37 protein-coding genes and 1 tRNA gene are annotated in these 26,027 nt (G+C 49.6%); 35 read left to right on the forward strand and 3 right to left on the reverse strand.

Annotation, left to right across the window (positions count from 1 at the left end; genetic code table 11):
* Positions 1-2: 2 nt before the first annotated feature.
* From fusA to BLP93_RS05440, 34 genes are all read left to right on the forward strand, one after another.
* Positions 3-2,081: an elongation factor G gene (gene fusA / locus BLP93_RS05275; protein WP_092118156.1), complete on the forward strand. Its 2,079-nt coding sequence runs from the start codon at positions 3-5 to the stop codon at positions 2,079-2,081.
* Between the two features lie 9 nt (positions 2,082-2,090).
* Positions 2,091-3,284 (forward strand): elongation factor Tu, encoded by a 1,194-nt coding sequence (gene tuf, locus BLP93_RS05280; RefSeq protein WP_092118123.1) that lies wholly within the window; start codon positions 2,091-2,093, stop codon positions 3,282-3,284.
* Positions 3,285-3,289: 5 nt separating this feature from the next.
* Complete coding sequence (rpsJ, locus tag BLP93_RS05285; RefSeq protein ID WP_092118160.1) at positions 3,290-3,604, forward strand: 30S ribosomal protein S10; 315 nt, start codon at positions 3,290-3,292, stop codon at positions 3,602-3,604.
* Between the two features lie 12 nt (positions 3,605-3,616).
* A complete protein-coding gene (rplC, locus tag BLP93_RS05290) occupies positions 3,617-4,252 on the forward strand; it encodes a 50S ribosomal protein L3 (RefSeq protein WP_092118163.1) in 636 nt (211 codons plus the stop codon).
* Positions 4,253-4,270: 18 nt separating this feature from the next.
* On the forward strand, positions 4,271-4,891 hold the full coding sequence (gene rplD, locus BLP93_RS05295; RefSeq protein WP_092118166.1) for a 50S ribosomal protein L4: 621 nt from the start codon (positions 4,271-4,273) through the stop codon (positions 4,889-4,891).
* Positions 4,892-4,893: 2 nt separating this feature from the next.
* On the forward strand, positions 4,894-5,184 hold the full coding sequence (gene rplW, locus BLP93_RS05300; RefSeq protein WP_092118170.1) for a 50S ribosomal protein L23: 291 nt from the start codon (positions 4,894-4,896) through the stop codon (positions 5,182-5,184).
* Between the two features lie 3 nt (positions 5,185-5,187).
* Positions 5,188-6,018: a 50S ribosomal protein L2 gene (gene rplB, locus BLP93_RS05305; RefSeq protein ID WP_092118173.1), complete on the forward strand. Its 831-nt coding sequence runs from the start codon at positions 5,188-5,190 to the stop codon at positions 6,016-6,018.
* A gap of 11 nt (positions 6,019-6,029) precedes the next feature.
* Positions 6,030-6,317 carry a 30S ribosomal protein S19 gene (gene rpsS, locus BLP93_RS05310; RefSeq protein WP_092118176.1) on the forward strand — a complete coding sequence of 96 codons (288 nt, stop codon included), beginning with the start codon at positions 6,030-6,032 and terminating at the stop codon, positions 6,315-6,317.
* A gap of 18 nt (positions 6,318-6,335) precedes the next feature.
* Positions 6,336-6,668 carry a 50S ribosomal protein L22 gene (rplV, locus tag BLP93_RS05315; RefSeq protein ID WP_092118179.1) on the forward strand — a complete coding sequence of 111 codons (333 nt, stop codon included), beginning with the start codon at positions 6,336-6,338 and terminating at the stop codon, positions 6,666-6,668.
* Positions 6,669-6,681: 13 nt separating this feature from the next.
* The gene (gene rpsC, locus BLP93_RS05320) at positions 6,682-7,320 is read left to right on the forward strand and encodes a 30S ribosomal protein S3 (RefSeq protein WP_092118182.1); all 639 of its coding nucleotides are present in this window, start codon (positions 6,682-6,684) and stop codon (positions 7,318-7,320) included.
* Positions 7,320-7,730: a 50S ribosomal protein L16 gene (gene rplP / locus BLP93_RS05325; RefSeq protein ID WP_092118185.1), complete on the forward strand. Its 411-nt coding sequence runs from the start codon at positions 7,320-7,322 to the stop codon at positions 7,728-7,730. The genes rpsC and rplP overlap by 1 nt, the downstream gene beginning before the upstream one ends.
* Positions 7,731-7,733: 3 nt before the next feature.
* Positions 7,734-7,934: a 50S ribosomal protein L29 gene (gene rpmC / locus BLP93_RS05330; RefSeq protein WP_092118189.1), complete on the forward strand. Its 201-nt coding sequence runs from the start codon at positions 7,734-7,736 to the stop codon at positions 7,932-7,934.
* Positions 7,931-8,197: a 30S ribosomal protein S17 gene (rpsQ, locus tag BLP93_RS05335; protein WP_092118192.1), complete on the forward strand. Its 267-nt coding sequence runs from the start codon at positions 7,931-7,933 to the stop codon at positions 8,195-8,197. Before rpmC ends, rpsQ begins: the two co-directional genes overlap by 4 nt.
* Before the next feature lie 9 nt (positions 8,198-8,206).
* Positions 8,207-8,575: a 50S ribosomal protein L14 gene (rplN, locus tag BLP93_RS05340; protein WP_031388519.1), complete on the forward strand. Its 369-nt coding sequence runs from the start codon at positions 8,207-8,209 to the stop codon at positions 8,573-8,575.
* A gap of 9 nt (positions 8,576-8,584) precedes the next feature.
* On the forward strand, positions 8,585-8,908 hold the full coding sequence (rplX, locus tag BLP93_RS05345) for a 50S ribosomal protein L24 (protein WP_092118195.1): 324 nt from the start codon (positions 8,585-8,587) through the stop codon (positions 8,906-8,908).
* A 12-nt stretch (positions 8,909-8,920) separates the two neighbouring features.
* Positions 8,921-9,460 carry a 50S ribosomal protein L5 gene (gene rplE / locus BLP93_RS05350; RefSeq protein WP_092118198.1) on the forward strand — a complete coding sequence of 180 codons (540 nt, stop codon included), beginning with the start codon at positions 8,921-8,923 and terminating at the stop codon, positions 9,458-9,460.
* A gap of 15 nt (positions 9,461-9,475) precedes the next feature.
* The gene (locus tag BLP93_RS05355; RefSeq protein WP_092118201.1) at positions 9,476-9,661 is read left to right on the forward strand and encodes a type Z 30S ribosomal protein S14; all 186 of its coding nucleotides are present in this window, start codon (positions 9,476-9,478) and stop codon (positions 9,659-9,661) included.
* Positions 9,662-9,676: 15 nt separating this feature from the next.
* Positions 9,677-10,057, forward strand: coding sequence for a 30S ribosomal protein S8 (gene rpsH / locus BLP93_RS05360; protein ID WP_092118479.1), 381 nt, complete (start codon positions 9,677-9,679; stop codon positions 10,055-10,057).
* Positions 10,058-10,069: 12 nt separating this feature from the next.
* Entirely contained in the window at positions 10,070-10,606 is a 537-nt protein-coding gene (gene rplF / locus BLP93_RS05365; RefSeq protein ID WP_092118204.1) for a 50S ribosomal protein L6, read from the forward strand.
* 9 nt (positions 10,607-10,615) lie between these two features.
* The gene (gene rplR / locus BLP93_RS05370; RefSeq protein WP_092118207.1) at positions 10,616-10,975 is read left to right on the forward strand and encodes a 50S ribosomal protein L18; all 360 of its coding nucleotides are present in this window, start codon (positions 10,616-10,618) and stop codon (positions 10,973-10,975) included.
* Between the two features lie 11 nt (positions 10,976-10,986).
* The gene (rpsE, locus tag BLP93_RS05375) at positions 10,987-11,475 is read left to right on the forward strand and encodes a 30S ribosomal protein S5 (protein ID WP_092118483.1); all 489 of its coding nucleotides are present in this window, start codon (positions 10,987-10,989) and stop codon (positions 11,473-11,475) included.
* A 64-nt stretch (positions 11,476-11,539) separates the two neighbouring features.
* Positions 11,540-12,010, forward strand: coding sequence for a 50S ribosomal protein L15 (gene rplO, locus BLP93_RS05380; RefSeq protein ID WP_092118210.1), 471 nt, complete (start codon positions 11,540-11,542; stop codon positions 12,008-12,010).
* Entirely contained in the window at positions 11,991-13,298 is a 1,308-nt protein-coding gene (gene secY, locus BLP93_RS05385) for a preprotein translocase subunit SecY (RefSeq protein WP_092118213.1), read from the forward strand. Before rplO ends, secY begins: the two co-directional genes overlap by 20 nt.
* A 2-nt stretch (positions 13,299-13,300) precedes the next feature.
* The gene (map, locus tag BLP93_RS05390) at positions 13,301-14,095 is read left to right on the forward strand and encodes a type I methionyl aminopeptidase (protein ID WP_092118216.1); all 795 of its coding nucleotides are present in this window, start codon (positions 13,301-13,303) and stop codon (positions 14,093-14,095) included.
* Positions 14,096-14,215: 120 nt separating this feature from the next.
* Positions 14,216-14,329 (forward strand): 50S ribosomal protein L36, encoded by a 114-nt coding sequence (gene rpmJ / locus BLP93_RS05395; RefSeq protein ID WP_084031770.1) that lies wholly within the window; start codon positions 14,216-14,218, stop codon positions 14,327-14,329.
* 10 nt (positions 14,330-14,339) lie between these two features.
* Positions 14,340-14,711 carry a 30S ribosomal protein S13 gene (gene rpsM / locus BLP93_RS05400; protein ID WP_092118219.1) on the forward strand — a complete coding sequence of 124 codons (372 nt, stop codon included), beginning with the start codon at positions 14,340-14,342 and terminating at the stop codon, positions 14,709-14,711.
* Positions 14,712-14,770: 59 nt separating this feature from the next.
* Positions 14,771-15,163 (forward strand): 30S ribosomal protein S11, encoded by a 393-nt coding sequence (gene rpsK, locus BLP93_RS05405; protein WP_092118222.1) that lies wholly within the window; start codon positions 14,771-14,773, stop codon positions 15,161-15,163.
* Positions 15,164-15,188: 25 nt separating this feature from the next.
* Positions 15,189-15,815 carry a 30S ribosomal protein S4 gene (rpsD, locus tag BLP93_RS05410; RefSeq protein WP_092118486.1) on the forward strand — a complete coding sequence of 209 codons (627 nt, stop codon included), beginning with the start codon at positions 15,189-15,191 and terminating at the stop codon, positions 15,813-15,815.
* A gap of 18 nt (positions 15,816-15,833) precedes the next feature.
* Positions 15,834-16,886, forward strand: a complete 1,053-nt coding sequence (locus tag BLP93_RS05415) for a DNA-directed RNA polymerase subunit alpha (protein WP_092118225.1) — start codon at positions 15,834-15,836, stop codon at positions 16,884-16,886.
* Positions 16,864-17,295 (forward strand): 50S ribosomal protein L17, encoded by a 432-nt coding sequence (gene rplQ / locus BLP93_RS05420; protein WP_092118228.1) that lies wholly within the window; start codon positions 16,864-16,866, stop codon positions 17,293-17,295. The genes BLP93_RS05415 and rplQ overlap by 23 nt, the downstream gene beginning before the upstream one ends.
* A gap of 78 nt (positions 17,296-17,373) precedes the next feature.
* Positions 17,374-18,291, forward strand: coding sequence for a selenium metabolism-associated LysR family transcriptional regulator (locus BLP93_RS05425; protein ID WP_092118231.1), 918 nt, complete (start codon positions 17,374-17,376; stop codon positions 18,289-18,291).
* 326 nt (positions 18,292-18,617) lie between these two features.
* Positions 18,618-19,670 (forward strand): selenide, water dikinase SelD, encoded by a 1,053-nt coding sequence (gene selD / locus BLP93_RS05430; RefSeq protein WP_092118234.1) that lies wholly within the window; start codon positions 18,618-18,620, stop codon positions 19,668-19,670.
* A 212-nt stretch (positions 19,671-19,882) separates the two neighbouring features.
* Entirely contained in the window at positions 19,883-21,169 is a 1,287-nt protein-coding gene (gene pcnB, locus BLP93_RS05435) for a polynucleotide adenylyltransferase PcnB (protein ID WP_161946199.1), read from the forward strand.
* 282 nt (positions 21,170-21,451) lie between these two features.
* Positions 21,452-21,742 carry a ComEA family DNA-binding protein gene (locus BLP93_RS05440; RefSeq protein WP_208596573.1) on the forward strand — a complete coding sequence of 97 codons (291 nt, stop codon included), beginning with the start codon at positions 21,452-21,454 and terminating at the stop codon, positions 21,740-21,742.
* A gap of 77 nt (positions 21,743-21,819) precedes the next feature.
* Here the strand turns inward: BLP93_RS05440 and BLP93_RS05445 are convergent, their stop codons facing one another.
* The 3 genes from BLP93_RS05445 to BLP93_RS05455 form a co-directional block, all read right to left on the reverse strand.
* Positions 21,820-22,743 (reverse strand): manganese-dependent inorganic pyrophosphatase, encoded by a 924-nt coding sequence (locus BLP93_RS05445; RefSeq protein ID WP_092118240.1) that lies wholly within the window; start codon positions 22,741-22,743, stop codon positions 21,820-21,822.
* Between the two features lie 249 nt (positions 22,744-22,992).
* Complete coding sequence (locus BLP93_RS05450; protein WP_092118243.1) at positions 22,993-24,060, reverse strand: protein-glutamate methylesterase/protein-glutamine glutaminase; 1,068 nt, start codon at positions 24,058-24,060, stop codon at positions 22,993-22,995.
* A 41-nt stretch (positions 24,061-24,101) separates the two neighbouring features.
* Positions 24,102-25,628, reverse strand: coding sequence for an HD domain-containing phosphohydrolase (locus BLP93_RS05455; RefSeq protein ID WP_092118247.1), 1,527 nt, complete (start codon positions 25,626-25,628; stop codon positions 24,102-24,104).
* Between the two features lie 291 nt (positions 25,629-25,919).
* Here BLP93_RS05455 and BLP93_RS05460 point away from each other — a divergent pair.
* A tRNA-Pro gene (locus BLP93_RS05460) sits at positions 25,920-25,996 on the forward strand.
* Positions 25,997-26,027: the final 31 nt, after the last annotated feature.

Here is a 26,027-nt window from a genome sequence, read left to right on the forward strand (position 1 = left end):
TTGTGTCTAGAACCGTACCCATTAGTCGCCAGCGCAATATCGGCATCATGGCCCATATTGACGCAGGGAAAACGACAACAACTGAAAGGATCTTGTTCTACACCGGTGTTTCGCACAAGATCGGCGAGGTCCATGACGGCCAGGCAGTCATGGACTGGATGGTTCAAGAGCAGGAACGTGGGATTACCATCACCTCGGCTGCGACAACCTGCACCTGGAAGGATCATCGTATCAATATTATCGATACGCCCGGCCACGTCGATTTTACCGTCGAAGTAGAGCGTTCATTGCGTGTGCTGGATGGCGCTGTAGCGGTTTTCTGTGCCGTTGCCGGTGTTGAACCCCAATCCGAGACGGTTTGGCGCCAAGCAGACCGATATAAAGTTCCACGCCTGGCTTTCGTCAACAAGATGGATCGAACCGGTGCTGATTTCTTTCGCGTTTTGGAAATGATCAAGGAACGACTGAAAGCCAAACCAGTACCTCTCCAGATTCCCATTGGATCAGAAGAGAATTTCAATGGAATCATTGATCTTATTCAGGGCAAGGCACTGTTCTTCGACGACGGGACAATCGTCGCTAAGGAATATGCTTTTGTTGATATCCCTGATGAATATATAGATGAATACGAGACATGGCGACAAGTGATGCTTGAAGCCGTTGCGGAAGAGGACGAAGAACTGCTGGAAAAGTATCTTGGCGGTGAAGAACTGGATCCTGAGGCCATAATAAATGCGGTTCGTCTGGCGACGATCAGCATGAAGATCTGCCCTGTTCTGTGTGGTTCCGCGTTTAAGAACAAAGGCGTACAGCCTCTTCTGGATTCCATCGTATCCTACTTTCCCAGTCCGCTGGACGTCACGGTCATGAAAGGCGTTGATCCGCAATCCGGCGAGGAGATCTCGAGCCCTTGCGATGACGACCTGCCTCTGAGTGCACTGACCTTCAAGCTTGCAAATGATCCCTATGTCGGCCACTTGGCTTTCTTGCGCATATATTCCGGCCGGATCGAAAGCGGCATGACTGTTATCAACGCAACGAATGGCAAGAAGGAAAGAGTCGGTCGTTTATTAAGAATGCATGCCAATAAACGTGAAGACATCAAGGAAGCCTATGCCGGCGACATCGTAGCCGCTGTCGGTTTGAAGCATGCTTCCACTGGTGATACCTTGTGCGCCACTGACCGTGTCGTGATGCTCGAATCCATGGATTTTCCCGAACCAGTCATCGAGGTGGCCATCGAACCGAAGACCAAGGCCGATCGCGATGCCCTGAGCCAGTCGCTTGCCAAACTGGCCAAAGAGGATCCTTCTTTCCGTGTAAAAAGCAACGAAGAAACGAATCAAACTCTTATTGCTGGGATGGGTGAACTGCATCTTGAGATCATTGTCGATCGCTTGACTCGGGAGTTCGGTGTCAATGCCAATGTCGGCCAGCCGCAGGTGGCATACCGAGAGACGATTACCACTCCGATTAAGCAGGAGACACGGTACGTCAAGCAAAGTGGTGGCCGGGGTCAGTATGCGCATACCGTGCTTGAACTGGAACCACAGGAGCCAGGTGGCGGTTTTGAATTTTCCAACGCCATTGTCGGCGGCGTGATTCCCAAGGAATATATCCCCGCTGTTGAAAAAGGCATCAAGGATGCCATGAGTTCCGGAGTACTGGCCGGTTTTCCTGTCGTGGATATCCGCGCCAAGCTTGTCTTCGGATCTTTCCATGAAGTTGATTCTTCGGAACAGGCTTTCTTCATTGCCGGTTCCATGTGCTTCAAGGAAGCCTGTCGAAAGGGAAAGCCCGTTCTTCTTGAACCGGTGATGTCCGTGGAGGTCCTTTCACCTGAGGATTACCTTGGTGATGTAATGGGCGATCTCAATGGACGACGTGGGAAGATCACCAACCTGGAATCAAGGCACGGTACACAGATCGTCCGAGCACATGTTCCTTTAAGTTCCATGTTCGGATATGCGACGCAATTGCGCTCCATGAGTCAGGGAAGAGCCAGTTACAGCATGCAATTTGATCATTATGAGCGAGTACCGGCACAGCTCGCCGAAGAAATCATTTCCAAGCGGAAGTAGGGGGATCATATGGGCAAGGCAAAGTTTGAGCGGACCAAACCGCACGTAAATGTCGGCACCATCGGCCACATTGACCACGGAAAAACCACGTTGACCGCGTCGATCACCAAGATGTTGAGCATCAAGGGCGGAGCGAGTTATGTTCCATTCGATCAGATCGACAAGGCTCCTGAGGAAAAGGAACGCGGCATCACCATTGCCACGGCCCATGTGGAGTACGAGACCGCCAACCGGCACTACGCCCATGTGGACTGCCCCGGCCACGCTGACTACATCAAGAACATGATCACCGGTGCGGCGCAGATGGACGGCGCAATTCTCGTTGTGGCCGCCACGGATGGTCCCATGCCCCAGACCCGGGAGCACATTCTCCTGGCCCGCCAGGTCGGCGTACCGTGTCTTGTGGTGTTCATGAACAAGGTCGATCTCGTGGACGATCCGGAACTGCTGGAACTGGTTGAACTCGAAGTACGTGAGCTGCTCTCCAAGTACGGCTTCCCCGGAGACGATGTACCCGTGATTCAGGGCAGTGCTCTGAAGGCGCTGGAATCAGACAATCCGGACAGCGACGAAGCAAAATGCATTTTTGAATTAATGGCCGCCCTGGACAGTTACGTTCCTGAGCCGGTTCGTGATATAGACAAACCTTTCCTGATGCCCATTGAAGACGTGTTCAGCATCTCCGGACGCGGTACCGTAGTCACCGGACGCGTGGAGCGTGGCGTTGTCAAGGTGGGTGAGGAAGTTGAAATCGTCGGCATCAACGAAACCCGCAAAACCGTCTGCACCGGCGTAGAAATGTTTCGCAAGCTTTTGGACCAGGGCCAAGCCGGCGACAACATTGGAGCTCTCTTGCGCGGCGTGAAGCGTGAGGATGTGGAACGGGGCCAGGTTCTTGCCGCTCCTAAATCCATCACGCCTCACCGCCGCTTCGTTGCCGAGGTGTACGTTCTGTCAAAGGAAGAAGGCGGACGCCACACGCCATTTTTTAGCGGGTATCGCCCCCAGTTCTACTTCCGAACCACGGATATTACGGGAGTGGTGACCTTGGCGGAAGGAGTCGAAATGGTCATGCCCGGTGACAACGCGACATTCAACGTCGAATTGATCGCCCCGATTGCCATGGAACTCGGCGTCCGTTTCGCCATCCGTGAAGGCGGCCGAACCGTAGGCGCCGGCGTCATCTCCGAAATCATTGAATAAGGCATATGATCATGAATAGCGACCGCATTAGGATAAAGTTGAAGGCTTTTGATTATCGAATCCTGGACAAGGCTGTTGCAGAGATAGTGGATACAGCGCGAAATACCGGTGCTGGACTGGCCGGTCCGATTCCGATTCCGACCAATATAAATAAGGTAACAGTGAACAGGTCGGTACACGTTGATAAAAAGTCTCGTGAACAGTTTGAGGTTCGTGTTCATAAACGGCTTCTGGACATCCTGGAGCCAACCCAACAGACAGTTGACGCCTTGGGGAAGTTGAATCTTCCCGCCGGTGTTGATGTCGAAATCAAGTTATAACGAGGATCGGTCATGTCGAATACTCTAGGAATACTTGGCCGTAAAATCGGGATGACCCGCATATTCGGGAGTGATGGAATGATCATTCCCGTTACGGTGATTCAGGCTGGACCTTGTCCGATTTTGCAGCTGAAGGAACAAACAAGGGATGGATACGCTTCCTTGCAAGTCGGATATCAAGAAGTTCCGGTTGGAAAATTGAGCAAGCCGCAAAAAGGCCATCAGGATAAGTCCGGGGCTGGATTTTTTCGTCACGTGCGAGAATTTCGGATCGACTCAGTAGACGGATATGAAATCGGTCAAGCTTTGAACCTGGATATGTTTGCACCTGGCGAAAAAATCAAGGTTACCGGCACATCCAAAGGGAAAGGTTTTGCAGGTGTCATGAAACGCTGGGGATTCGGCGGTTCTCCTGCTTCGCACGGCCATGAAAAGGTACATCGCAATGCCGGTTCCATTGGCAACAATACCAAGCCAGGTCGTGTCATCAAAGGCAAGAAAATGGCCGGTCATATGGGTGCTCGTCGTACGACATACAAGAACATTGAAATAGTCGCCATACGTGCTGACGACAATGTTCTTCTGGTGAAAGGCCAAATTCCCGGACCCAAAAACGGTCTTGTTATTGTAAGAAAGCAACACGCGTAAATTCAAAAGGTGGATGAAATGGCTGTGGTCGATATATTCAATCAGCAGCGGCAGATTGTGGGTGAAATAACGCTGGATCCGGATGTCTTTGAAATCGAAGCTCGTCCAGAGATTTTGCATTTGGTAGTTCGGTCACATCTGGCCGCGAAACGATCAGGTACTGTTGGTGTCAAGACGCGCTCCACAATACGTGGAGGCGGGCGAAAGCCTTGGCGACAAAAAGGTACCGGACGTGCACGCGCTGGTTCGAACCGTTCACCCATTTGGCGTTCCGGAGCGGTCACGCATGGTCCCATGGCCAGGGATTATTCATTCAAGGTGAATAAAAAGGTCCAAAAGCTGGCCATGCGCATGGCGCTTTCATCCCGCCTGGCTGATAAGGATTTGACGGTAGTTGAGGAATTTCAACTTGATCAGATCAAAACAAAACAGGTTTCCGAATTTATCCAGAGGTTTGATCTCAAGAATGTCTTGATTGTCGTTTCTGAAGTCGATACAAATCTAGCCCTTTCTTCGAGAAATATTCCTGGTGTTTCCGTGCAGACCGCCGATGGGGTTAATGTCTACGAGATGCTTCGTCATCACCATGTCATGGTTTCTTCCGCGGCTGTCGAGTCTTTTCAGATGAGGTTGAAATAATCATGAATTACACACAAATATTGCTTCGACCACATGTTTCCGAAAAGGCGACGCTGGTCAAAAGCTTTGCTAATCAGGTTGTGTTTCAGGTTCATCCTGAAGCCAACAAGATTGAAATCAAGCAGGCAGTTCAGGAAGCCTTTGACGTGAAGGTGGCCAAGGTAAATGTCGCACGCAAAAAAACGCTTACCCAGCGCAAGGCCAATCGTCGACTTGTTCGAACTCCTGGTTTTCGCAAAGCTTATGTGACCCTTGCCGAAGGCGAGAAAATCGATTTTTTTGAAGGGGTCTAGTCAATGTCAATACGCAAGCTCAAACCAACGTCTCCCGGAACGCGGTTTCAGACAATTTCTGAATTCGAAGAAATCAATCGCGGCACGCCGGAAAAATCACTGACTAAAGGACGTTCCAAGAAAAGCGGACGCAACAATCTTGGGCGTATCACATCCAGACGTCGAGGCTCGGGCAATAAACGCCGCTACCGGACAATCGACTTCAAGCGCGACAAGTGGGATATCCAAGCCAAGGTTGCATTTATTGAATATGATCCTAACCGCAGTGCCCGGATAGCTTTGTTGCACTATGCGGATGGTGAAAAACGCTATATTCTCGCTCCCAATGGCGTTAATGTCGGTGATTCGATTTTGGCGGGCAATAATGCAGACATATTCCCTGGAAACGCGATGAATCTCTCTCGGATTCCTGTCGGCACAATTATCCACAATATTGAAATGGCTCCAGGCAAGGGCGGACAGATGTGTCGCAGTGCCGGAACCTATGCTCAGCTCGTCGCCAAAGAGGACAAGTATGCCCTGCTGCGTTTGCCCTCAGGTGAGGTGCGTAAGATCCTCGTCACTTGTCGGGCGACTATCGGCCAAGTCGGCAATACGGACCATGAACAAATTTCCATTGGCAAAGCCGGGCGTAATCGGTGGCTGGGCCGTCGTCCCAAGGTCCGCGGCGTTGCAATGAACCCTGTTGACCATCCTTTGGGCGGTGGTGAAGGCAAGAGTTCAGGAGGACGTCATCCATGTACACCATGGGGGAAGCCGACAAAGGGATATAAAACCCGAAACCGTAGAAAACAGTCTTCGCAACTCATCGTTAAACGACGCGGCCAGAAATAGGAGTCACGGATATGCCACGGTCAATAAAGAAAGGCCCTTTTGTAGATGAGCACGTGCTCAAGAAAGTGACAAAGGCCCATGAAACGAACGATCGAAAGGTGATCAAGACCTGGTCTCGGCGTTCAACGATTGTCCCTGAAATGGTTGGTATGACATTTGCCGTTCACAACGGTAAAAAATTTATTCCAGTTTTTGTTACGGAAAACATGGTTGGCCATAAGCTTGGTGAGTTTTCACCCACCAGGACGTTTTATGCCCATGCTGGTGGCAAAAAGAGTGCCGTGAAAGGCAAAAAGTAGTTCTGGAGGCCTGTGATCATGGAAGCTAAATCTGTTGCACGGTACGTGCGCATTTCATCGCAAAAAGCTCGACTCGTTGCTGCCAACGTCAGGGGCAAGAATATCGAGGAAGCACGTAAAATATTGAAGTTTACCCCCAAGAAGGCAGCCGCGGTTCTGGACAAGATTCTACATTCCGCTATTGCCAATGCCGAGCAACTCGGTGGTGTGGATGTGGATACCTTGTATGTCAAAAACATCATTATCAATGATGGTCCGACTTGGAAACGGATCCGCCCGCGAGCCATGGGTCGCGCCTATCGGATCTTGAAGCGGACAAGTCACATCACCATCATTGTTGAGGAAGCGTAGGGAGGATAGATAATTGGGCCAGAAAACGCATCCCATTGGTTTCCGTCTTGGCTATACCAAGAATTGGCAGTCCAGGTGGTTCAGCAAAAAGGATTACGCAGCCTTTGTCTACGAAGATAAGCAGATCCGTAATTTTTTAAAAAAAACTCTGTATCATGCCGGCATCTCCAAGATCGAAATTGAACGTGCCGCAAGCAAGATTCGGCTTATCCTCTTTACCGCACGACCTGGAATCGTCATTGGACGAAAGGGTGTGGAAATCGAAAACTTGAGAGCAACCTTGAAGAAACGTTTTCAAAAGGATTTTGCTCTTGAAGTGATCGAGATTCGTCGTCCGGAAACAGATGCGCAGCTGGTTGCCGAAAACGTCGCTCTCCAGCTGGAACGTCGAGTCGCTTTCCGAAGGGCAATGAAACGTACCGTCGGCCTTGCACGAAAATTTGGCGCTGAGGGCATCAAAATCAGTGTCGCCGGAAGACTTGGCGGAGCTGAAATAGCCCGAAGCGAGTGGAATCGTGACGGACGCGTTCCTTTGCACACACTGCGTGCGGATATCGATTATGGTCAGGCCATTGCAAAGACAACATACGGTGTCATCGGCGTGAAGGTCTGGATTTTCAAAGGTGAGATACTTGATGAGGTGATTCAGTAATGTTGAGTCCCAAAAAAGTTAAGTTTCGAAAACAGCAGAAGAATAGAATCAAGGGCATGGCCCTGAGAGGAAGCAGTGTTGTTTTCGGAGATATTGGTCTCAAGGCTCTAGAGCCTGGGAAGTTGACAAGCCAGCAGATTGAGTCGGCACGTATTGCCATGATGCGTCACATCAAGCGTGGCGGAAAAGTATGGATACGTGTATTTCCCGATAAGCCTATCACTGCCAAGCCTGCGGAAACTCGTCAGGGCAAAGGTAAAGGCGCCCCTGTTGGCTGGTGTGCACCGATCCGCAGAGGTCGTGTGCTTTATGAAATTAAGGGTGTCAGCATTGAACTGGCTTCTGAAGCACTGCGCCTGGCTGCATATAAGTTGCCAATCAAGACGAGTATCGTGCTGAGGGAGGCATAACATATGAAAACAACTGAACTTCGTGAACTCACGGGTACAGAGCTTCAAGAAAAGCTGCTCGAGTTTCAGAAAGAATTGTTCAATCTTCGATTTCAACATAAAACCGCCCAGCTGGAGAATACGCAACGATTGCCTTTTGTCCGAAAAACAGTTGCACGGATATTGACAGTTATGCGTGAACAAAACGCAGGAGCAAGGTCATGAATACGGAACTCAAGCAAAAGACCAAACGTACTGAAATCGGCGTGGTCATGAGCAACAAGGCTGAGAAAACTATTGTCGTTTCCGTCAATAAACTGGAAAAACATCCTCTGTTCAAGAAATATATTCGACGAAGAAAGAAGATGATGGCCCATGATGAGCAAAATGTATGCAACATCGGGGATAAAGTTGAAATAATCGAAAGTCGTCCTTTGAGTAAACGCAAATGCTGGCAGCTCAAGCAAGTGCTGGAAAGAGCTGTTTAAGAGGCAATCATGATACAAGTTCAATCGATGCTTGATGTCGCGGATAATTCCGGGGCAAAGAAAGTTTTCTGCGTCAAGGTGCTTGGCGGCAGTCATCGCAGATATGCCTCTATTGGAGACATAATTGTTGTTTCCGTTAAGGAAGCCATGCCGCATTCCAAGGTCAAGAAAGGCGAAGTAATGCGAGCCGTGATAGTACGCACGAAAAAAGAAGTGAATCGTCCTGATGGTTCTTTCATTCGCTTTGACAATAATTCCGCCGTACTTTTGAACAAGCAGAACGAACCGGTTGGGACACGCATTTTTGGACCTGTTGCCCGTGAACTGCGCTCCAAGAATTTCATGAAAATTGTTTCACTGGCTCCCGAAGTTCTGTAGGTATATGCCATGAAAAATCGCAAAATATTGAAAAACGACAAAGTCATGGTTATGGTTGGGAAAGACAAAGGCAAGATCGGTAAAGTATTAAAACTCTTTCCTAAAACAGAACGGATCCTCATCGAGGGTGTGAACAAGGTTAAAAAGCATTCCAAGGGAAACCCTTATAAAGGGGAAACCGGAGGAATCAAAGAAAAAGAATCTCCTTTGCACCTTTCCAATGTGAATCTTGTCTGCGATAATTGCTCTAAGCCGACTCGTATCGGCTACAAGCTCATCGAAGCAGACAAAAAGGTCCGGTTTTGTAAAAAGTGTAACGAAATAATTGCTTAAACAAGGTGCGTCATGTCCAGGTTGCAGGAAAATTATAAGAACAAGGTCGCTCCTGAGTTGATGAAGGAGTTTGGGTATTCTTCAGTGATGGAGATTCCACGAATACATAGCATCAGCCTGAATATTGGTCTTGGGGAAGCATCCCAGAACAACAAGCTGATCGAAGATGCTGTCACTGAACTCACCCAGATTGCCGGTCAGAAATCTGTAGTCACCAGGGCTAAAAAATCCATTGCCGCTTATAAGCTACGCGAAGGAATGCCCGTAGGTTGTCGTGTTACCTTGCGACGGGAACGCATGTGGGACTTTCTGGATAAGCTTGTCTCATTTTCATTGCCGCGCGTCAGGGACTTTCGAGGAATACCGGATCGTGGATTCGACGGAAGAGGCAACTTTACCATGGGAATCCGTGAGCATACGATTTTTCCTGAAATCAACATGGATCGCGTTGATCGTGTCAAAGGTATGAATATCACTATAGTGACCACTGCTTCCACCGACAAAGAGGGCAAGACCCTTCTGCAGTTGTTGGGCATGCCATTTAAAAAATAACTTAAGGAGGATGCTTTGGCTCGAACTGCTCTCATCATCAAGGCTGCCAGAAAGCCGAAATTTTCTTCTCGCGCCTACAACCGGTGCCCTGTCTGTGGCCGATCGCGTGCATTTTTAAGGCGCTTTGGCCTATGTCGAATTTGCTTCCGAAACATGTCCCTGGCAGGTGAGTTGCCTGGGGTAAGAAAATCAAGTTGGTAACGAGGACTCCCCATGCTGCTCAATGATCCCATAGCGGATATGCTTGCACGTATTCGCAATGCACAAAAAGCATTGCATAAAGAAGTATTTATTCCTGCTTCAAAAATGACTGAATCAATTTCCGTCATTTTGAAGGAACACGGATTTGTCTCAGATGTCTCCAATGAAGAAGGCAAACTTCGTGTCGTTTTGAAGTATCTTTCTTCTAAGGGCGCCATCTCAGGATCACGACGACTGAGCAAGCCTGGTTTGCGGATATACGTCGGCGCTAAAGATATACCTGCCGTACAAAATGGACTGGGTATCGCCATCCTCTCCACTCCGCAGGGTGTTCTGGAAGGTCGTAAAGCCCATGCCGATAATGTCGGCGGGGAATTGCTCTGCGAAATTTGGTAAGGAGAAGTAACGATGTCACGCATTGGAAAAAATCCGGTCACCCTGCCTCAGGGCGTAGAGATCCGATTGCAAAAAGATCTGATCAATATCAAAGGACCGAAGGGGGAATTGCAGACGCCGACGCATCCAGCAATTCAATATGAGCTGAAGGATAATGCCGTTCACTTGTCACGCGCTGACGACTCACGAACAGCACGTGAACAATTCGGCCTGCGTCGGACTTTGCTCGCAAATTCCGTCAAAGGCGTCACCGACGGTTTTCAAAAAGTCCTTGAGGTGATTGGAGTTGGTTACAAGGTCGCTGTCGAAGGATCTAAGATTACTTTAAACGTCGGTTTTTCACACCCCGTTGAATACGTTTTGCCATCAGGGATGACTGCCAAGGCTGAGGGAAATAAGTTGACGATCAGCGGCATCAACAAAGAGCAAGTTGGTGAAGTTGCCGCCCAGATTCGACGTTTTCGTCCACCAGAGCCATTCAAAGGCAAAGGTATTAAGTATGTTGATGAAGTCATCCGCCGTAAGGCCGGTAAAACTGGTAAAAAATAGGTTTGATCCATGAAATACACGAAATCTCAAGCCAGAATGCGGCGCAGGCAACGTATTCGTAAAAAGATCAGCGGCACTGCTCAACGACCACGACTGGTAGTGTTTCGTTCCAATACGTACATCTATGCCCAGCTCATTGATGATGAGAAAGGTCACACACTCGTGTCCGCATCCTCATTCGCCATGGCGAAAGAAAACGGTTCTACCGCCTTTAACCGAGATGTTGCCACTCAAGTTGGAAAGGATCTCGCCGAAAAGGCGAAGTCCAAGGATATTCTCCAAGTTGTCTTTGATCGTAGCGGATACATCTATCACGGGAAAATCAAGGCTCTTGCCGACGGCGCTCGAGAGGGCGGACTTCAATTTTAATGGGGACCTTCATGGAACAGACGCAACTAGGATTCATTGAGAAAATTGTTTATTTGAACCGCGTGGCCAAAGTTGTAAAAGGCGGGCGCCGATTCAGTTTTAGCGCCTTGGTGGTTGTGGGCAATGGTAAGGATTCAGTAGGCTACGGTCTTGGCAAAGCCAACGAGGTTCCTGAGGCCATACGCAAGGCAACGGAACGCGCTCGCAAATCCATGCAAAAGATCAACCTGGTTGATGGAACGGTTCCATATAAAGTCGAAGGTCAATACGGCGCAGGGCGAGTAGTTTTGAAACCTGCTTCCAAGGGAACAGGCATTATCGCAGGCGGCCCCGTTCGTGCCGTGATGGAAGCAGTCGGAGTCAGCGACATATTGACCAAAGCTATTGGAACAAACAACCCACACAACGTGCTCAAAGCGACAGTACAAGGCCTGGTATCCTTGCGATCCGCCGAACAGGTCAGCACTCTGCGCGGCCAATCCGTCAAGCTGATACGTTGATTCCTTTTCCGGAAACGCACACGATAGAAGCTTATTCCGGGTTTAACATATTTGGAAGGACATCATGAGATTACACGAGCTGTATCCATTTTTTGAAGAACGGAAATCGCGTAAGCGAGTCGGTCGTGGTTCTGGCAGCGGAACCGGCTGTACATCCGGAAAAGGTAACAAGGGGCAAAAATCCCGCAGTGGTGGTACCAAGGCTCCCGGATTCGAGGGGGGACAGATGCCGTTGCAGCGCAGGCTCCCTAAAGGCGGTTTCAAGAATCCGTTCCGAATCGAATATTCCGTGGTGAATCTTGATCGCCTTCTGGAATCTTTTCCAAAATCCGAGTCCATTTCTCTTGAAGAAATTTATAGTGCCGGGTTTGGGAAGAAGGGAATGCCTGTGAAGATTCTTGCCCGGGGATCTGTTTCAACATCCGTCCGTGTTGAAGCGCACAAATTCAGCAAGCAGGCTATAGAAAAAATTACTCAAGCCGGTGGCCAAGCCATTGCCATGGAAGGCGAGCAGAGTGCAGCAGACAACGAGTAAAGCAGGAGGACTTGCGGAACTCAAACGCAAGATTCTTTTTACCTTTTTGTTGCTGGCAACATGCCGAATCGGTGTACATATACCGGTTCCAGGCGTTGATTCACGCGCTATGGTGGATTTTTTTGCCAGTATGCAAGGTACCCTGTTCGGCATGTTCGACATGTTTGCCGGCGGTGGGTTAAGCAACCTGTCTATCATGGCATTGGGCATTATGCCCTACATTTCCGCTTCCATCATAATTCAGCTTTTGACTGTGGTCAGTCCTGAATTGAAAAGATTGAAGGAAGAAGGAGCCGCTGGGCGCAAGAAAATTACACAGTATACGCGATACGGTACTGTGCTTATAGCCGCCATTCAAGGACTTGGAATTGCTATTGGCATTGAAAACATGACCAGTCCGGCCGGAGTTCCCGTCGTCCTTGACGGGGGTTGGGCTTTCCGGCTGACGACTATTATTACCCTTGTTTCCGGCACGGTTCTGTTGATGTGGATCGGTGAGCAGATTACCGAGTATGGTATAGGTAACGGAATTTCCCTGATTATATTCGCCGGTATCGTGGCCCAGCTGCCAGGTGCTGTTTTCAATACATTCCGCTTGATGAGTGCTGGACAGATCTCGCTGTTCGTCGCTATTTTGTTGGCGGTGCTTGTTGCTTCGGTACTTATATTCATCGTTTTCATGGAACGAGGACAGCGCCGAATCCCTATACAATATGCCAAACGTATGTTGGGGCGTAAGATGTACGGGGGGCAGACGACCCATCTGCCACTGAAGATCAATACAGCCGGTGTCATTCCACCCATATTTGCATCTTCAATGCTTATGTTTCCGGCGACTTTGGCTTCATTCTCGCAATCAGAAATACTGAATAGAATTTCCGTTATCTTCGATCCAGCGAGCATCATTTATAATACCGTTTTCGTGGCTTTGATCATCTTTTTCTGCTATTTCTATACAGCTATCATCTTTGACCCCAAGGACATAGCCGAAAATATTCGTAAGCAGGGTGGTTTCGTCCCCGGAATACGTCCAGGTTTAAAGACTCGAGAATATATCGACACCGTCCTTAGCCGGATTACCTTGTGGGGTTCATTATATATATCAGCGATTTGTGTTCTTCCCATGCTGCTTATAGCCCAGTTTAACGTTCCTTTCTATTTTGGTGGAACAGGTGTATTGATTGCCGTTGTTGTCGCGATGGATACCATGAGCAAGGTTGATTCCTATTTGATAACTCATCAATATGAAGGATTGATGCAAAAGACACGGATTAAAGGCAGGCGTTAAGAGTGAAGAAGTTTCTCGGTATTTATCTCAAGAACGAGAAAGAGATAAATATCCTTCGTGAAGCAAATCGGATTGTCTCCATTATTCTTGATGCACTGCAGGAAAAGATTTGTCCTGGTATTAAAACCCTGGAACTGGAAGAAATTGCCTTAACTTGGTGCTCAAGATTTGACGTTAAACCGGCTTTTCTTGGATACCGTGGATTTCCTTATGCATTATGTTGTTCAGTGAACGATCAGGTTGTGCATGGGTTTCCTTCAGAGCGATACCTTGAAGAAGGCGATATTGTCAGTCTTGATTTTGGGATTATATATCAGGGTTTTTATGGCGATTCGGCGCGAACATTTCCTGTTGGAAACATTTCTCCAACCTCTCAGCAATTGATCGACGTTGCCCGAAATGCCCTGGATATCGGAATACGTTCAGCAGTCGTCGGGAATCAACTTTATGATATATCCCGTTCGATACAGAGTTATGTAGAGGGAGAAGGTTGTTCAGTCGTAAAACGATTTGTCGGACATGGAATCGGACGCAGTCTTCACGAGAAGCCTGAAATTCCGAATTTTGTACCTCAAAGGTACACCGATATTCCGTTAAAAACCGGAATGGTGCTTGCCATAGAGCCAATGGTTACCGCCGGTAGAGATGAAGTGGAAATTCTCCCTGATCGTTGGACAGCCATCACAAAGGATCGAAGTCTTGCCGCTCATTTTGAGCACACAATAGCCTTGACTTCTAACGGAACAGAAATCCTGAGCAGGAGTCACGCCGAATACGGCCAAGGGAGAGATTCCTGAACCATGATTAAGCTTTTGATTTAGCGGTAAGATTGATTATTATGGCATTCTATGTGGTCGACCAACGTGATGATTCAAAGAATACTCAACACCTTCTGACGGAAATATGTGGAGCAAGCTATGAAAGTTAAACCATCTGTGAAGAAAGTCTGCGACAAGTGTCAGATCATACGTCGCAATGGAATTTTACGGGTTATTTGCGAGAACCCCCGTCACAAGCAACGACAAGGATAATGGAGGAAACGTGGCACGAATTTCCGGGGTTGATTTACCCAAGAACAAGCGGATGGATATTGCCTTGACGTACATCTACGGCATAGGGCGAACAACTGCCTTAAAAGTCCTTGATGCCACAAGCATTGCTTGGACCAAAAAAACCGATGATCTTACAGCTGACGAGGTCAACGACATTCGCAAAATTATCGAATCAAATTATAAAGTCGAAGGTGACTTGCGCCGGGACGTGACCAGCAACATCAAGCGCCTTATGGATATCGGATGCTATCGGGGACTGCGTCATCGTAAAGGACTTCCCGTTCGCGGCCAGAGCACGCACGCCAATGCTAGAACACGCAAAGGACCACGTCGCTCTATCGTCGGCAAGAAGAAAAAATAATCTCGGCTTTTATATATTAACCCTTTTGAGAACATACTAGGGACAGGAGCGTAATCAGCATGGCAAAACCTGCTCGTAAAGTCGGCAAGCGGAAAGAAAAAAAGAATATTCCATTAGGAATCGCTCATATCCAGGCCAGCTTCAACAATACCATTATTTCTTTCACCGATCAGAAAGGAAACGTCATAAGTTGGGCCAGTTCTGGAATGGCCGGCTTCAAAGGCTCACGCAAGAGCACTCCCTTTGCTGCGCAACTGGCAGCGGAAACAGCTGCACGCAAAGCACAAGAACAGGGTATGCGCACGGTCGGGGTTCTTGTTAAAGGACCAGGCTCCGGACGCGAAGCAGCCATGAGAGCGATTAACAGGGTTGGTTTCCAAGTAACTTACATTCGGGATATCACGCCGATTCCGCATAATGGTTGCCGTCCCCCCAAACGAAGACGTGTTTAACCCAGATTAGGGGAGGTTATTGATTTTGGCCAGATATACAGACGCAAAGTGCCGCATATGCCGCCGGGAAGGTTCAAAACTTTTTTTGAAGGGCGATCGATGTTTTACCGACAAATGTGCATATGAGCGACGTCCATATGCTCCCGGCGATCACGGGCGAGCACGCAAAAAATTTAGTGATTATGCTCTTCAGTTGCGGGAAAAACAAAAACTGCGTCGCACTTTCGGCGTTTTGGAAAAACCCTTCCGCAACTATTTTTACAAGGCCGACAAGCAGCGTGGCGTGACTGGAACAAACCTGCTGCTTCTCCTTGAAACACGTCTTGATAATGTCGTTTACAGAATGGGCTACGCCAATTCCAGGGATCAGGCCCGCCAATTAATTCGTCACGGCCACTTCACCTTGAACGGACACAAGGTCAACATTCCTTCACTCCGAATGCGTATCGGCGACGAGATACTCGTCAAGGAAGCCAGTCGCAAGGTACCTGTTATTCAGGAAGCGCAGCAGGTTATTGCCCGTCGAGGCACTCCGCCCTGGCTTGAAGTTGACGGATCACAACACAAAGGCAAGTTGGTCGCCGTTCCGACACGCGAAGATATATCATTTCAGATTAACGAACAGCTCATTGTCGAACTGTATTCAAAATAATCTTTGCAGGTGTAAAGAATGTTCATTCGAAAAGGCGACAAGTTACTCAATACCCGCAACTGGACGGAACTGGTCAGACCGGACCAGCTTGTCAAAGACAAGCGTTCGTCCTCCTCCTATGGAAAATTTGTTTGTGAGCCATTGGAGCGTGGTTTTGGGACAACCATTGGCAATGCTCTTCGGCGTGTGCTGCTTTCCTCAATGCAGGGAGCAGCCATTGTTGCCGTTCGCATAGAGGGTGTGCAGCACGAATTCACGACCATTCCCGGCGTACTTGAAGATGTAACGGATATTGTTCTTAATCTGAAGCAAGTTCGACTGGCTATGACCACTGACGAACCCCAACGTCTTCAACTCTCAGCGAATACCAAGGGTCAAATCACTGCCTCGGCCATTCAGGAGAATCAACGGGTCAAGATTGTCAATCCAGACCAGATCATCGCTACGCTCACTGATGACATCGACTTAAAGCTCGAATTAGAAGTGCGCATGGGGAAGGGATATGTACCGGCTGACCTTCATGAAGGTCTTGCTGAGGAAATCGGATTGATTGCTATTGATTCAAGCTTCTCACCTGTCGTTAAGGCCGCGTATTCCGTCGAGCAGGCTCGGGTTGGTCAAATGACCAATTACGATAAATTGGTCATGGAGATCTGGACGGATGCTTCGGTCCGCCCTGATGAAGCCCTTGCGTATGCAGCAAAGATACTCAAAGACCAGTTGTCTGTCTTCATTACCTTTGACGACAGTGAGGACGAACAGGGAACTTCAAGCCAAGCCCATCAAGATATTGATCCGTTGCTGTTCAAATCCATAGAAGATCTTGAACTGTCAGTACGGGCGACAAATTGCTTGAAAAGTGCCGGAATCGCTATTTTTGGCGAGCTTGTTCAGAAATCTGAACATGAAATTCTGGAGACTCGCAACTTTGGGCGCAAATCTCTTGAGGAAATTCGGCGCGTCGTCAATAAAATGGGTTTTGATTTTGGTACTGTCGTGCCCAATTTTGAAGAGAAATTTCAAGAATGGCTGAAGAAGGAAGAGAATAATGAGACACAGGAAGAGCGGTAGAAAATTCAACCGGACCCCGGCACATCGCAAAGCCATGTTCCGAAATATGGCCACTGCACTGATTACGCATGGTCGGATTCGAACAACGGAAGCCAAGGCGAAAGAGTTACGCGGCGTCGTTGAAAAGCTTGTTACCACTGCCAAGCGCAATGATTTGCACTCTCGTCGACTGGTATACAAAGCTTTGGGCAGCCATACGATTGTCAAAAGATTATTTGATGAAATCGCTCCGTTGTATCAAGGTGTTCCAGGTGGATACACCCGAGTACTCAAGTTCGGCGACCCTCGTCCAGGAGATTGTGCACCATTGGCCATGATCGAATTCACCAAATATTCTGAAATTGGTGTCCCTGCCACGCAAGATACCGGGGGAGTTGATCAGACTGAGCCAGAAGCCTCCGACAAGTAGTAACTTACAAGGCAGAGCTTCGGCTCTGCTTTTTTTTGTACATACTTATAGGTAAAACCTATTAACTAGATGCAATCTATGGATATCCGACAGCTCAGGGCATTCAGCAAAGTTTACGAACGAAAAAGTTTTTCTAGAGCTGCCGAGGAACTTTTTTTATCTCAGCCCACCATCAGCGCTCATGTCGCCTCTTTGGAGCAATTCATGGAGGTTTCTTTTTTTGACAGGCTTGGACGTGGAATCCAGCCTACTCAGGCAGCTGATGTTCTATATCGCCATTGCAAGACAATCTTTGACGCTTTGGACCAGGCCGAGACGGAAATTCGTTTGCTCTCGAACAAGGTTTCCGGAGAATTGGTTCTGGGCGGCAGCACCATTCCCGCAAACTACTTGATACCTTCATTGCTGAACAGTTTTTTGCTACGGTATCCGGATGTTTCCATTTCTTTAATTCAAGGTGATTCGCGAGAAATTGTGAATCAAATTCTTCTCGGTAATATCTCCATTGGGATAGTCGGTGCACGTGAAAATGTCCCGGAACTTGAATTCGTTGCCCTATTTGATGATTCTCTAATTGTTTTGGCGGCACCTGATTTTCTTCGGGCGTATGCACCACCATTTACACTTGACTGCATAACACGGATGCCATGGATTGTTCGGCAACCTGGTTCCGGAACGCAGCTGGCCACAGAATCGGCACTGCAGGCAGCCGGTTTTTCTCCCAGGATGTTAAGGGTTCTCAGCGTGGTGGACAGCACGGAAGCGTTGCTGCGGTTTGTCCGGTGTGGCCTTGGAATCGCTGTAAGCTCGAAGCTAGCTGCACGTGATTATATCCAACGTGGTGAACTGGTTGCCCTTGATGTCCCGGAGTTGCAGTTCCATCGCAGTTTTTATGTTGTCCACAATCCTCAGCGTCATCAGTTTCCTGTAATCCGGTTTTTCCTCAATTATTTGATTGATACGGTATCGCAACCAGCTTCATTGCCGGTGAAGTGACACGCATTTCTTTCAGACAACTACCATACCGTAATTTGTGACAACAGCAACTTGTCTCGATGCTCTGATTTGCCGCTAGAATGTGATTGGAGCAGGATTTTTGTATTTCGTGAAATCATATCGGAGAGTTGAAGCACCCGTTGCTTTCAAATCTGGCATATTAAACTGACACAGCCTTGAAGGCTATTGTGGCCGCGAAACAAGGCAAGCCTAACCGCTGACCAGTTTCTCTGGCACTGTAAAGCAACATGCTCGTCTCAGGAGAATTGAGCTGCTGCCCCACGGGATCGGTTTTAATGCCAACAACATGTAAGGGGAGTTTGATGATGGCTTCTGGCACTGTGAATCTTGTACAAACCGTATCCGCCGCTGGTTGAGCCTCCAAATTATCTCCAGGGGACCTGGAGAGCATTCTGGACGGTCTGATCACCGGCCATGATGAACGGTTGATCTCAGGAACGGCAAATGCCGAGGATGCCGCTATTGTGCGCTTTCCGCCAGGCATGGCCCTGGTGCAAACGGTTGATTTCTTCACGCCCATTGTCAACAACCCGTACTGGTTCGGCCAAATTGCCGCCGCGAATTCCCTTTCGGATATTTATGCCATGGGGGGAGAACCGCTATGTGCAATGAACATTGTCTGTTTTCCCATCAAGACGATGTCCAAGGATATTCTCAAGGAGATATTACGTGGCGGTTTGAGCAAAATTCAGGAAGCCGGTGCGGTTTTAGCCGGCGGACACAGCGTGGAGGATCAGGAAATCAAATATGGATTGTCCGTTTCAGGGGTTGTCGCTGCGGACGGATTCGCAACCAATGGCGGTCTCCAATCCGACGACCGACTGATTCTGACGAAGCCTCTCGGATCCGGAGTTTTGGCTACAGGTCTCAAAGCTGGTCTCCCAGGTGCCGACAGCATGGAAGAACTGTTGCATCATTGGGCGGCCCGGCTAAACCGCATTGGCGGGAAAGTCATTGCTCAACTCGGCTTGAAAGGGGCCACGGACGTGACGGGGTTCGGCCTTGGCGGTCATCTTCTGGAAATGGCCAAAGCTTCCAACAAGTCCATCAAGCTGGATGTGGGTAATGTACCGATCATGGACAAAGCTCTTGAATTGGTGGACATGGGGATGCTCCCGGCGGGAAGCTTTGCAAACAAGAAATACTGCGCCAGTCAGGTCCATATTGAATCCAGCGTTGATCTCTTGCGTGCGGATTTGATGTTTGATGCTCAGACTTCCGGCGGCCTGGTGCTTGGCGTGCCTGAACATCGCTTGGCTGAAGCACGTGAATTGCTTTTGGAAGGCGGGGATAAGGCTGATGTCATTGGACAGGTTTTGCCCTATGAACCAGGATTACCCCGCTTGATCCTCAGCTAGGTTCCATTCGGGTGACAACTGCTGCGCAAGTGCCCACAAGACAGAAGCAGGTCTACGGTCGTTGCTGCTCCGTCATGCATAATCTGAGCCCAAAATGGAAACCGACCTCACTTCATCCATCATATCGCCGACGTTTGCCGGCCGTGGCTTGAATAGTCGTAAAGTTGCGTTTCCCGCACAAGTCTAACTCGTTTTGAAGGATTTCCCGTACAGTGACGGAAGTAATACGTATTTCAAGATCAGAGCACCCCATTTCTCGGAAAAACATTCACCCCGACGCCCTTAAGGTCATGTATCGTCTGGTGCGCAGAGGTTACATCGCCTATCTTGTGGGTGGCAGCGTGCGTGACCTTCTTCTTGGCCGGGTGCCCAAGGACTTCGATGTGAGCACGAATGCCACGCCGAATCAGATCAAAAAAGTATTTCGCAACTGTTTTTTGATTGGACGCCGGTTTCGCTTGGCACATATCAAGTTTAACGATCAGATCATCGAAACATCGACTTTCCGGCGATGCCCGGAGCCAGAAGAAAACGGGAGCGATGAGTTGTATGTGTTCCGGGACAACTGTTATGGAACCCCGAATGAAGACGCACTACGCCGAGATTTCACCATAAACGCATTATTCTACGAGATTGGTAAATTCTCCATTATTGATCATGTCGGCGGCGTCAGCGACATTGAGAACCGCTTGATTCGTTGTATCGGGGATCCAAATATCCGCTTTCGTGAAGATCCGGTGCGCATGATTCGAGCGATCCGTTTTGCCTCACGCCTTGATTTCAACATCGAACCGGCGACATACAATGCCATAACACGTCACTCCGCGGAGATTCGCAAGTCATCGCCGGCAAGGATCTTCGAAGAGCTGCAAAAGCTTTTCTCCTACGGCAGCGGCGAAAAATCTGTTCGGCTGTTGTACAAAACAGGGCTTTTGCAAGAGTTGATGCCGGAAGTTTCGCAATACCTGGATCATGATCAGAGCCAGGATTCCATTTTGTGGTCTTGGTTACGGCACCTGGATGACCGCATCAAGGAGACGGGAAAGCTGGAAGTGGTTCTGATTTTCGCAACTCTGCTGTTTGTTCCCATCCAGCGCCTTGTCGCCGCGCGTTTCGCTGAATTCGAGGCTAAGGGCGAACGCGTTTCAGCCAACGAACTGCTGGCCGAACTCCTTGTGCCTGTTTGTGTACGGATCAGCATGCCCCGGTGGATGTCGGCGCGGATGATCCAGATCATGACCAACCAATCGCGTTTTGTCCCGGATAAGCGCAAAAGATTCTCCAAACGCGGGTTCGCCGCCCAGGAAGGCTTTCCGGAAACCTTGGCATTGTATGAATTAGGGTTGCGCGTGGCCGGAGAGGATCTCAGTCGCAGTGAGCCCTGGAGAGCTCTGCGGAAAGAATCCGAAGCACAGCTGGCGCGGATCACGGCTGAAGGCGGGAATTCGGAACAAGTTCGGCAGCCGTATCGACGATCTTCAAGAAGAAGGCGACGATGACTGGTCTCGAACGGCAAGCCGGATCATTGCTATTGGCCGCAAATATTGTTGAGTGGGTACGGAAATTCCAGCTATGACTACAGCGACTCTTTTCGTGAAAAGGGGAAGAGTATTGAAGTTTCAGTTCAGTGATGCTTCATGGTTGCTTGAGCAGGTTGTAAAACTGAGCATGAAAAAATAGCATTCAGGGTATTGATTTTCTTTTTCCATGAATATAAACAGTCCGAAATGCTGCTGAAGCAGTGTCGGTTCGTAAACCCTAAACGCAAAGGAGGAGTAACTATGTTATACACCTTGAAACGTGTGGTTGGGTTATGGCTTGGAGCCATGGCATTATGCCTGATCATGGGCACAACCATGGTGTACGCTGATGAAAAGGTCAACATCAACACAGCGCCGAGTGAAATTTTGCAGACGTTGCCCGGCATTGGACCCGCTCTGGCCGAGAGAATCATTGCCTACCGCGAGGCAACCCCTTTTGAAGAGAAAGAAGACATTCAGAAAGTCAGTGGTATTGGAGAAGCGACCTATAACAAATTGGAGGATCTGATCACAGTGGATGATCCTGCTTAACGCTTCCTTGATACTGCATTACAAAAAAGCCCGGATGAGTTGATCATCCGGGCTTTTTTATTGCGGGATTAGACGAATCAGCCGGCAAAAGCCTTTTCGAAATTAGGCACGACCTGCTTTTTGCGGCTCATCACGCCGTCGAGCCATACCTTGTGGCCTTCAGGAGCTTTTCCGAAGGCTTTCTGGACAACGGAAGGATCATCGGAAACGATAAGCATCTCTGTGCCTTCCTTCATGATGTCCGTAAGCAGCAGAAAAACGCTGTGGTTGCCTTTTTCGGCCTTGACCTTCTGGATGTCTTCATAAAGCGCGTCCTTGACGCTGTCCAGGAGGGAGAGATCGACGACTTCCAGCTGACCGATGCCGACCTTGGTGCCGCTCATGTTGAAGTCCTTGTAGTCACGGAAAACCAGTTCCCGGATTGGAGTGCCTTCAACCGCGGACTTAACCTTAAACATTTCCAGGCCCAGAGCCTTGGTATCGGAAACACCGGCAACCTTGGCCAGAGCATCGGCAACTTCCTCGTCCTTGGGAGTGCAAGTAGCGGACTTGAAAATAACCGTATCGCTGACGATGGCGCAGAGCATGATTCCGGCGATGCTTTTCGGAATCTCAACGCCGTAAAAATCGTACATGGCCTTGACCACAGTGCAGGTGCAGCCGACGGGCCAGATCCAGGCTTCAATAGGATTGGGAGTGGTCACGTCGCCAAGCTTGTGGTGGTCCACAATGCCCAGGATTTCGGCCTTGGAAAGGTTGTCCAGGCTCTGGGACAAATCAGAGTGGTCAACCAGAAAGATCTTTTTGTCCGTGGCATCCGTCACGACTTCAGGAGCGCTGACGCCAAACTTGTCCAGGACAAATTTGGTTTCCGGGTTGAGTTCGCCTTGGGCAGCCGGCTTGGATTCAACGCCGAGCTTGCTCTTCAGGTCAGCAAGGGCGATAGCAGCGCATACCGAATCGGTATCGGGACTCTTGTGTCCTACAACGTAAACAGCCATTCACGACCTCCTCTGTTAAATACTTGTGGAATAGGGACTCTGGTCAATTAAAAAACAGATTGTGCTTTATAGCACGAAGCGCTAACGCTGCCAAGAGGCAGGATCTTTGCGACCTCGGCCAAGGCCGATTTGCCTTGATTTGGAGCCTCGCAAGCTCCTTCGCCGGCTTTCCGACCTCGAACCGTGTGTGAACAGCAAGCACGTGTTCTGGTGAGAGGGGGGGAATGGCCATGACGCTTGCTGGCTCCGTCAATGATACAGGGCGTTCATTACACCCTGGGCCATATCTTCGATGTCCAGCACTTCGTCAGCCAATCCGGCATCCACGACAGCCTTGGGCATGCCGTAGACAACGCAGCTGGCATCATCCTGGGCAAGGATATACCCGTTTTTTTGCTTGAGGTGCTTGACCCCTTCCAGGCCATCGCTGCCCATGCCGGTCAAAATCACTCCCACGCCGCGTTTTCCGACTCCTTCGGCGACGGAAGAAATGAGGACGTTGGCGGAAGGCTTGTAGAGAGCATCTCTGGGTTCCGGACTGATCACCAGGTCGATCCTGCTGACCTTCTGATCAATGGACAGGTGTTGGCCTCCCGGGGCGACAAAGGCCATACCCGGCTGGACCCGGTCACCGGCTTCGGCTTCCTTGACCCTGATCTGACACAATGCGTCCAGCCTCTTGGCAAAGGGACCGGTAAAAGCCTGGGGCATGTGTTGCGCGATGAGGATGCAGGCTGGAAAATTCGCGGGAAGCTTGGCAAGCACTTTCTGGATCGCCGGCGGTCCGCCGGTGGAAACACCAATGGCAACGATGTCACGGAGCTGACGTCTGTTTGGCGTAACGGGATCAACGGATCGCATTTCCCGAATGGTCGGTTGCGTTGCCGCCTCAATTTTACGCGGCACGCGAAGCGGCCTGACTCTTCGTTTAGCGACGTTCTTGACCTTGGCACGCAGATCCTCTTCGATCTTGATGATGTCCAGAGAAACCCTGGCGAGCTGTTTGGGAATGAAGTCCACGGCCCCCAGTTCCATGGCCTTCAAGGTGGCCTCGGCGCCTTCCGTGGTCAGGGAACTGACCATGATCACGGGCCGGGGCATTTCCATCATGATGTGCCGCAGCGCGGTCAAGCCGTCCATGCGTGGCATTTCAATATCCAAGGTGACCACGTTGGGCTGAAGCTCGCGAATTTTTTCCAGCCCCTCGGCTCCGTCCCGTGCTGTGCCAACGACTATGATTTCGGGGTCGCCGCCCAGCATCGTGCTCAGTGCCTTTCGCATGAAGGCGGAATCGTCAACGACGAGTACTTTGATCATAATTTTCTTGGGAGTCGATGAATGGAAACGATGGCGGCCGATTACGCGTCATACGACTCATCGAAAGCGACATGTCCGGCAATATTGACTTGTTGCAGATTTGCAAAGCTTGGCTTGCTGACTTCCTCCAGCCAGACCTTGACAAGGTCCTCCTGCCATTGCCGCCCGGCGCCGTTTTGCAACAGGTCGCGGACAACATCCATGGGCAGGGCCTTGCGGTAGGCCCGATCGGAGGTCATGGCCTCGAAGGCGTCAACGACACTGAGGATTCTGGCCAGCAATGGGATTTCTTCCTGCTGCAGGCCCATGGGGTATCCGGTCCCGTCGACTCGCTCGTGGTGATAAAATATGATGGGCAAGATTTCACTGAATGATTTGACCTGATTGAGGATAGCCCGTCCCAGTTCCGGATGGCGCTGCATGACCACGAATTCCTCGTTGGTCAATTTCGAGGGTTTGTTCAGGATGATGTCCGGAATGCCGATTTTCCCTATATCATGAAGAATTCCACCGGTATAGAGCAAGTGCAGATCTTGTCGCGACAGGTTGAGGCGATTGCCGAGATGGGTGGCGTAGATGGCCACACGTTCAGAGTGGCCCCGGGTGTAGACATCCTTGGCTTCCACGGCCTGGGCAAAGGAACGGATCACCTCCAGGTTCATGTCCCATAGTTGGCCGTAGAGCCTTGCGTTTTCAAACGCAGAGGCGGTGTGCGCGGCAAAAACGTTCAAAAGCTGGGATTGTTCGCGCGAGTACTCGTCCTTGCTGGAATTGCGCAACAGGACTATGGCTCCGATGCTTTTCATGCGCGTGGTCATTGGAGCGACCATGACGGATGTGATGGATTCATCCGGAGGGGGGCCCTCGGTACACATGGAAGAAAACTTTTTGTTTTTCAGGAGGATCAATTCGGGCAACTGCTGCCGAAAAATGCGTTCACCCAACTGTTTGACCCATGTGGCAAGCTGGGGATTGTTTCGGAGCAGGGCGCCGCGCATGGCTTTGGACTGCAGGCCGGTGCCGTCCTCGAGGAGAAACACCGTTCCATCCGGGTTAAAATTTTTCTGGATCTGCGACAAAAATTCGTTGGTCAGGGATTTCATGTCCAGCTTGGTGTTCATGGCCTGACTGAGATTGAGAACCCGGACGAGGTTGCTTAATTTTTTGCGGTCTTCCCGGTTGCGCCGGATTTGAAGAATTTTCTCAACCTTGAGCAACAGGTGGCTGATGTTGAACGGTTTGGGCAGATAATCCACGGCACCGAGACGAATGCTTTCCACAGCCGTCTCAATGCTGCCAAAACCTGTCATGATAAGAAAGTCCGCCTCGGATGCGCCTTCCTTGAGCTTCTTCATCAAATCCAGTCCGCTCATGCCCGGCATCCGCAGATCAGAGATGATCAGGTCCAGCCCGGGAAGATGTTCCAGCATTTTGAGAGCGGTTGTTCCATTATGGGCTATATGAATGGAATATCCTGCTTCGGTCAGGGATTCCTGACAAATGTCCAAAAGACTTTGTTCATCGTCAACAATCAGGATGCTCGCTCTGGGTTCATCATGCGCAACCATAATTTTCCTCAATATTGCTGTAACGTGACACCGGATTACCGTGCCCATTGTTGGGTTCCGTTTGTTACACTGCCTGTAGGTTGAAGACAAGGCCGATCAAATAGATCAAAGCCCATAAAAAACGATCATTTCAGGTAGGATAAGGCTTTGAAAAACAAGTCATTCCCTCGAAAGCGGAAATCCAGGCATGCTTGCCGCATGTTTTTGAAGTTAACTATTTCCGGCTACTTAAGTTGAGTAGCCACAAAACAGCTTGCGTTATTTTCAAAATCGGCTAGATTCGTGTTCTTTCGGGATGTGGCTCAGCTTGGTAGAGCGCAGCGTTCGGGACGCTGAAGCCGGAGGTTCAAATCCTCTCATCCCGACCAGAAAATTCAATGGGTTACAGGGTAAAGCCTG

The sequence above is a fragment of the Desulfonatronum thiosulfatophilum genome (genome assembly GCF_900104215.1).
Lineage (GTDB): Bacteria > Desulfobacterota > Desulfovibrionia > Desulfovibrionales > Desulfonatronaceae > Desulfonatronum > Desulfonatronum thiosulfatophilum.

Coding starts and splice junctions, on each gene's coding strand:
- tuf (WP_092118123.1), top strand. CDS start 2,091: ATGGGCAAGGCAAAGTTTGAGCGGACCAAACCGCACGTAAATGTCGGC.
- rpsJ (WP_092118160.1), top strand. CDS start 3,290: ATGATCATGAATAGCGACCGCATTAGGATAAAGTTGAAGGCTTTTGAT.
- rplC (WP_092118163.1), top strand. CDS start 3,617: ATGTCGAATACTCTAGGAATACTTGGCCGTAAAATCGGGATGACCCGC.
- rplD (WP_092118166.1), top strand. CDS start 4,271: ATGGCTGTGGTCGATATATTCAATCAGCAGCGGCAGATTGTGGGTGAA.
- rplW (WP_092118170.1), top strand. CDS start 4,894: ATGAATTACACACAAATATTGCTTCGACCACATGTTTCCGAAAAGGCG.
- rplB (WP_092118173.1), top strand. CDS start 5,188: ATGTCAATACGCAAGCTCAAACCAACGTCTCCCGGAACGCGGTTTCAG.
- rpsS (WP_092118176.1), top strand. CDS start 6,030: ATGCCACGGTCAATAAAGAAAGGCCCTTTTGTAGATGAGCACGTGCTC.
- rplV (WP_092118179.1), top strand. CDS start 6,336: ATGGAAGCTAAATCTGTTGCACGGTACGTGCGCATTTCATCGCAAAAA.
- rplP (WP_092118185.1), top strand. CDS start 7,320: ATGTTGAGTCCCAAAAAAGTTAAGTTTCGAAAACAGCAGAAGAATAGA.
- rpmC (WP_092118189.1), top strand. CDS start 7,734: ATGAAAACAACTGAACTTCGTGAACTCACGGGTACAGAGCTTCAAGAA.
- rpsQ (WP_092118192.1), top strand. CDS start 7,931: ATGAATACGGAACTCAAGCAAAAGACCAAACGTACTGAAATCGGCGTG.
- rplN (WP_031388519.1), top strand. CDS start 8,207: ATGATACAAGTTCAATCGATGCTTGATGTCGCGGATAATTCCGGGGCA.
- rplX (WP_092118195.1), top strand. CDS start 8,585: ATGAAAAATCGCAAAATATTGAAAAACGACAAAGTCATGGTTATGGTT.
- rplE (WP_092118198.1), top strand. CDS start 8,921: ATGTCCAGGTTGCAGGAAAATTATAAGAACAAGGTCGCTCCTGAGTTG.
- rplF (WP_092118204.1), top strand. CDS start 10,070: ATGTCACGCATTGGAAAAAATCCGGTCACCCTGCCTCAGGGCGTAGAG.
- rplR (WP_092118207.1), top strand. CDS start 10,616: ATGAAATACACGAAATCTCAAGCCAGAATGCGGCGCAGGCAACGTATT.
- rpsE (WP_092118483.1), top strand. CDS start 10,987: ATGGAACAGACGCAACTAGGATTCATTGAGAAAATTGTTTATTTGAAC.
- rplO (WP_092118210.1), top strand. CDS start 11,540: ATGAGATTACACGAGCTGTATCCATTTTTTGAAGAACGGAAATCGCGT.
- rpmJ (WP_084031770.1), top strand. CDS start 14,216: ATGAAAGTTAAACCATCTGTGAAGAAAGTCTGCGACAAGTGTCAGATC.
- rpsK (WP_092118222.1), top strand. CDS start 14,771: ATGGCAAAACCTGCTCGTAAAGTCGGCAAGCGGAAAGAAAAAAAGAAT.
- BLP93_RS05415 (WP_092118225.1), top strand. CDS start 15,834: ATGTTCATTCGAAAAGGCGACAAGTTACTCAATACCCGCAACTGGACG.
- rplQ (WP_092118228.1), top strand. CDS start 16,864: ATGAGACACAGGAAGAGCGGTAGAAAATTCAACCGGACCCCGGCACAT.
- BLP93_RS05425 (WP_092118231.1), top strand. CDS start 17,374: ATGGATATCCGACAGCTCAGGGCATTCAGCAAAGTTTACGAACGAAAA.
- BLP93_RS05440 (WP_208596573.1), top strand. CDS start 21,452: ATGTTATACACCTTGAAACGTGTGGTTGGGTTATGGCTTGGAGCCATG.
- BLP93_RS05445 (WP_092118240.1), bottom strand. CDS start 22,743: ATGGCTGTTTACGTTGTAGGACACAAGAGTCCCGATACCGATTCGGTA.
- BLP93_RS05450 (WP_092118243.1), bottom strand. CDS start 24,060: ATGATCAAAGTACTCGTCGTTGACGATTCCGCCTTCATGCGAAAGGCA.
- BLP93_RS05455 (WP_092118247.1), bottom strand. CDS start 25,628: ATGGTTGCGCATGATGAACCCAGAGCGAGCATCCTGATTGTTGACGAT.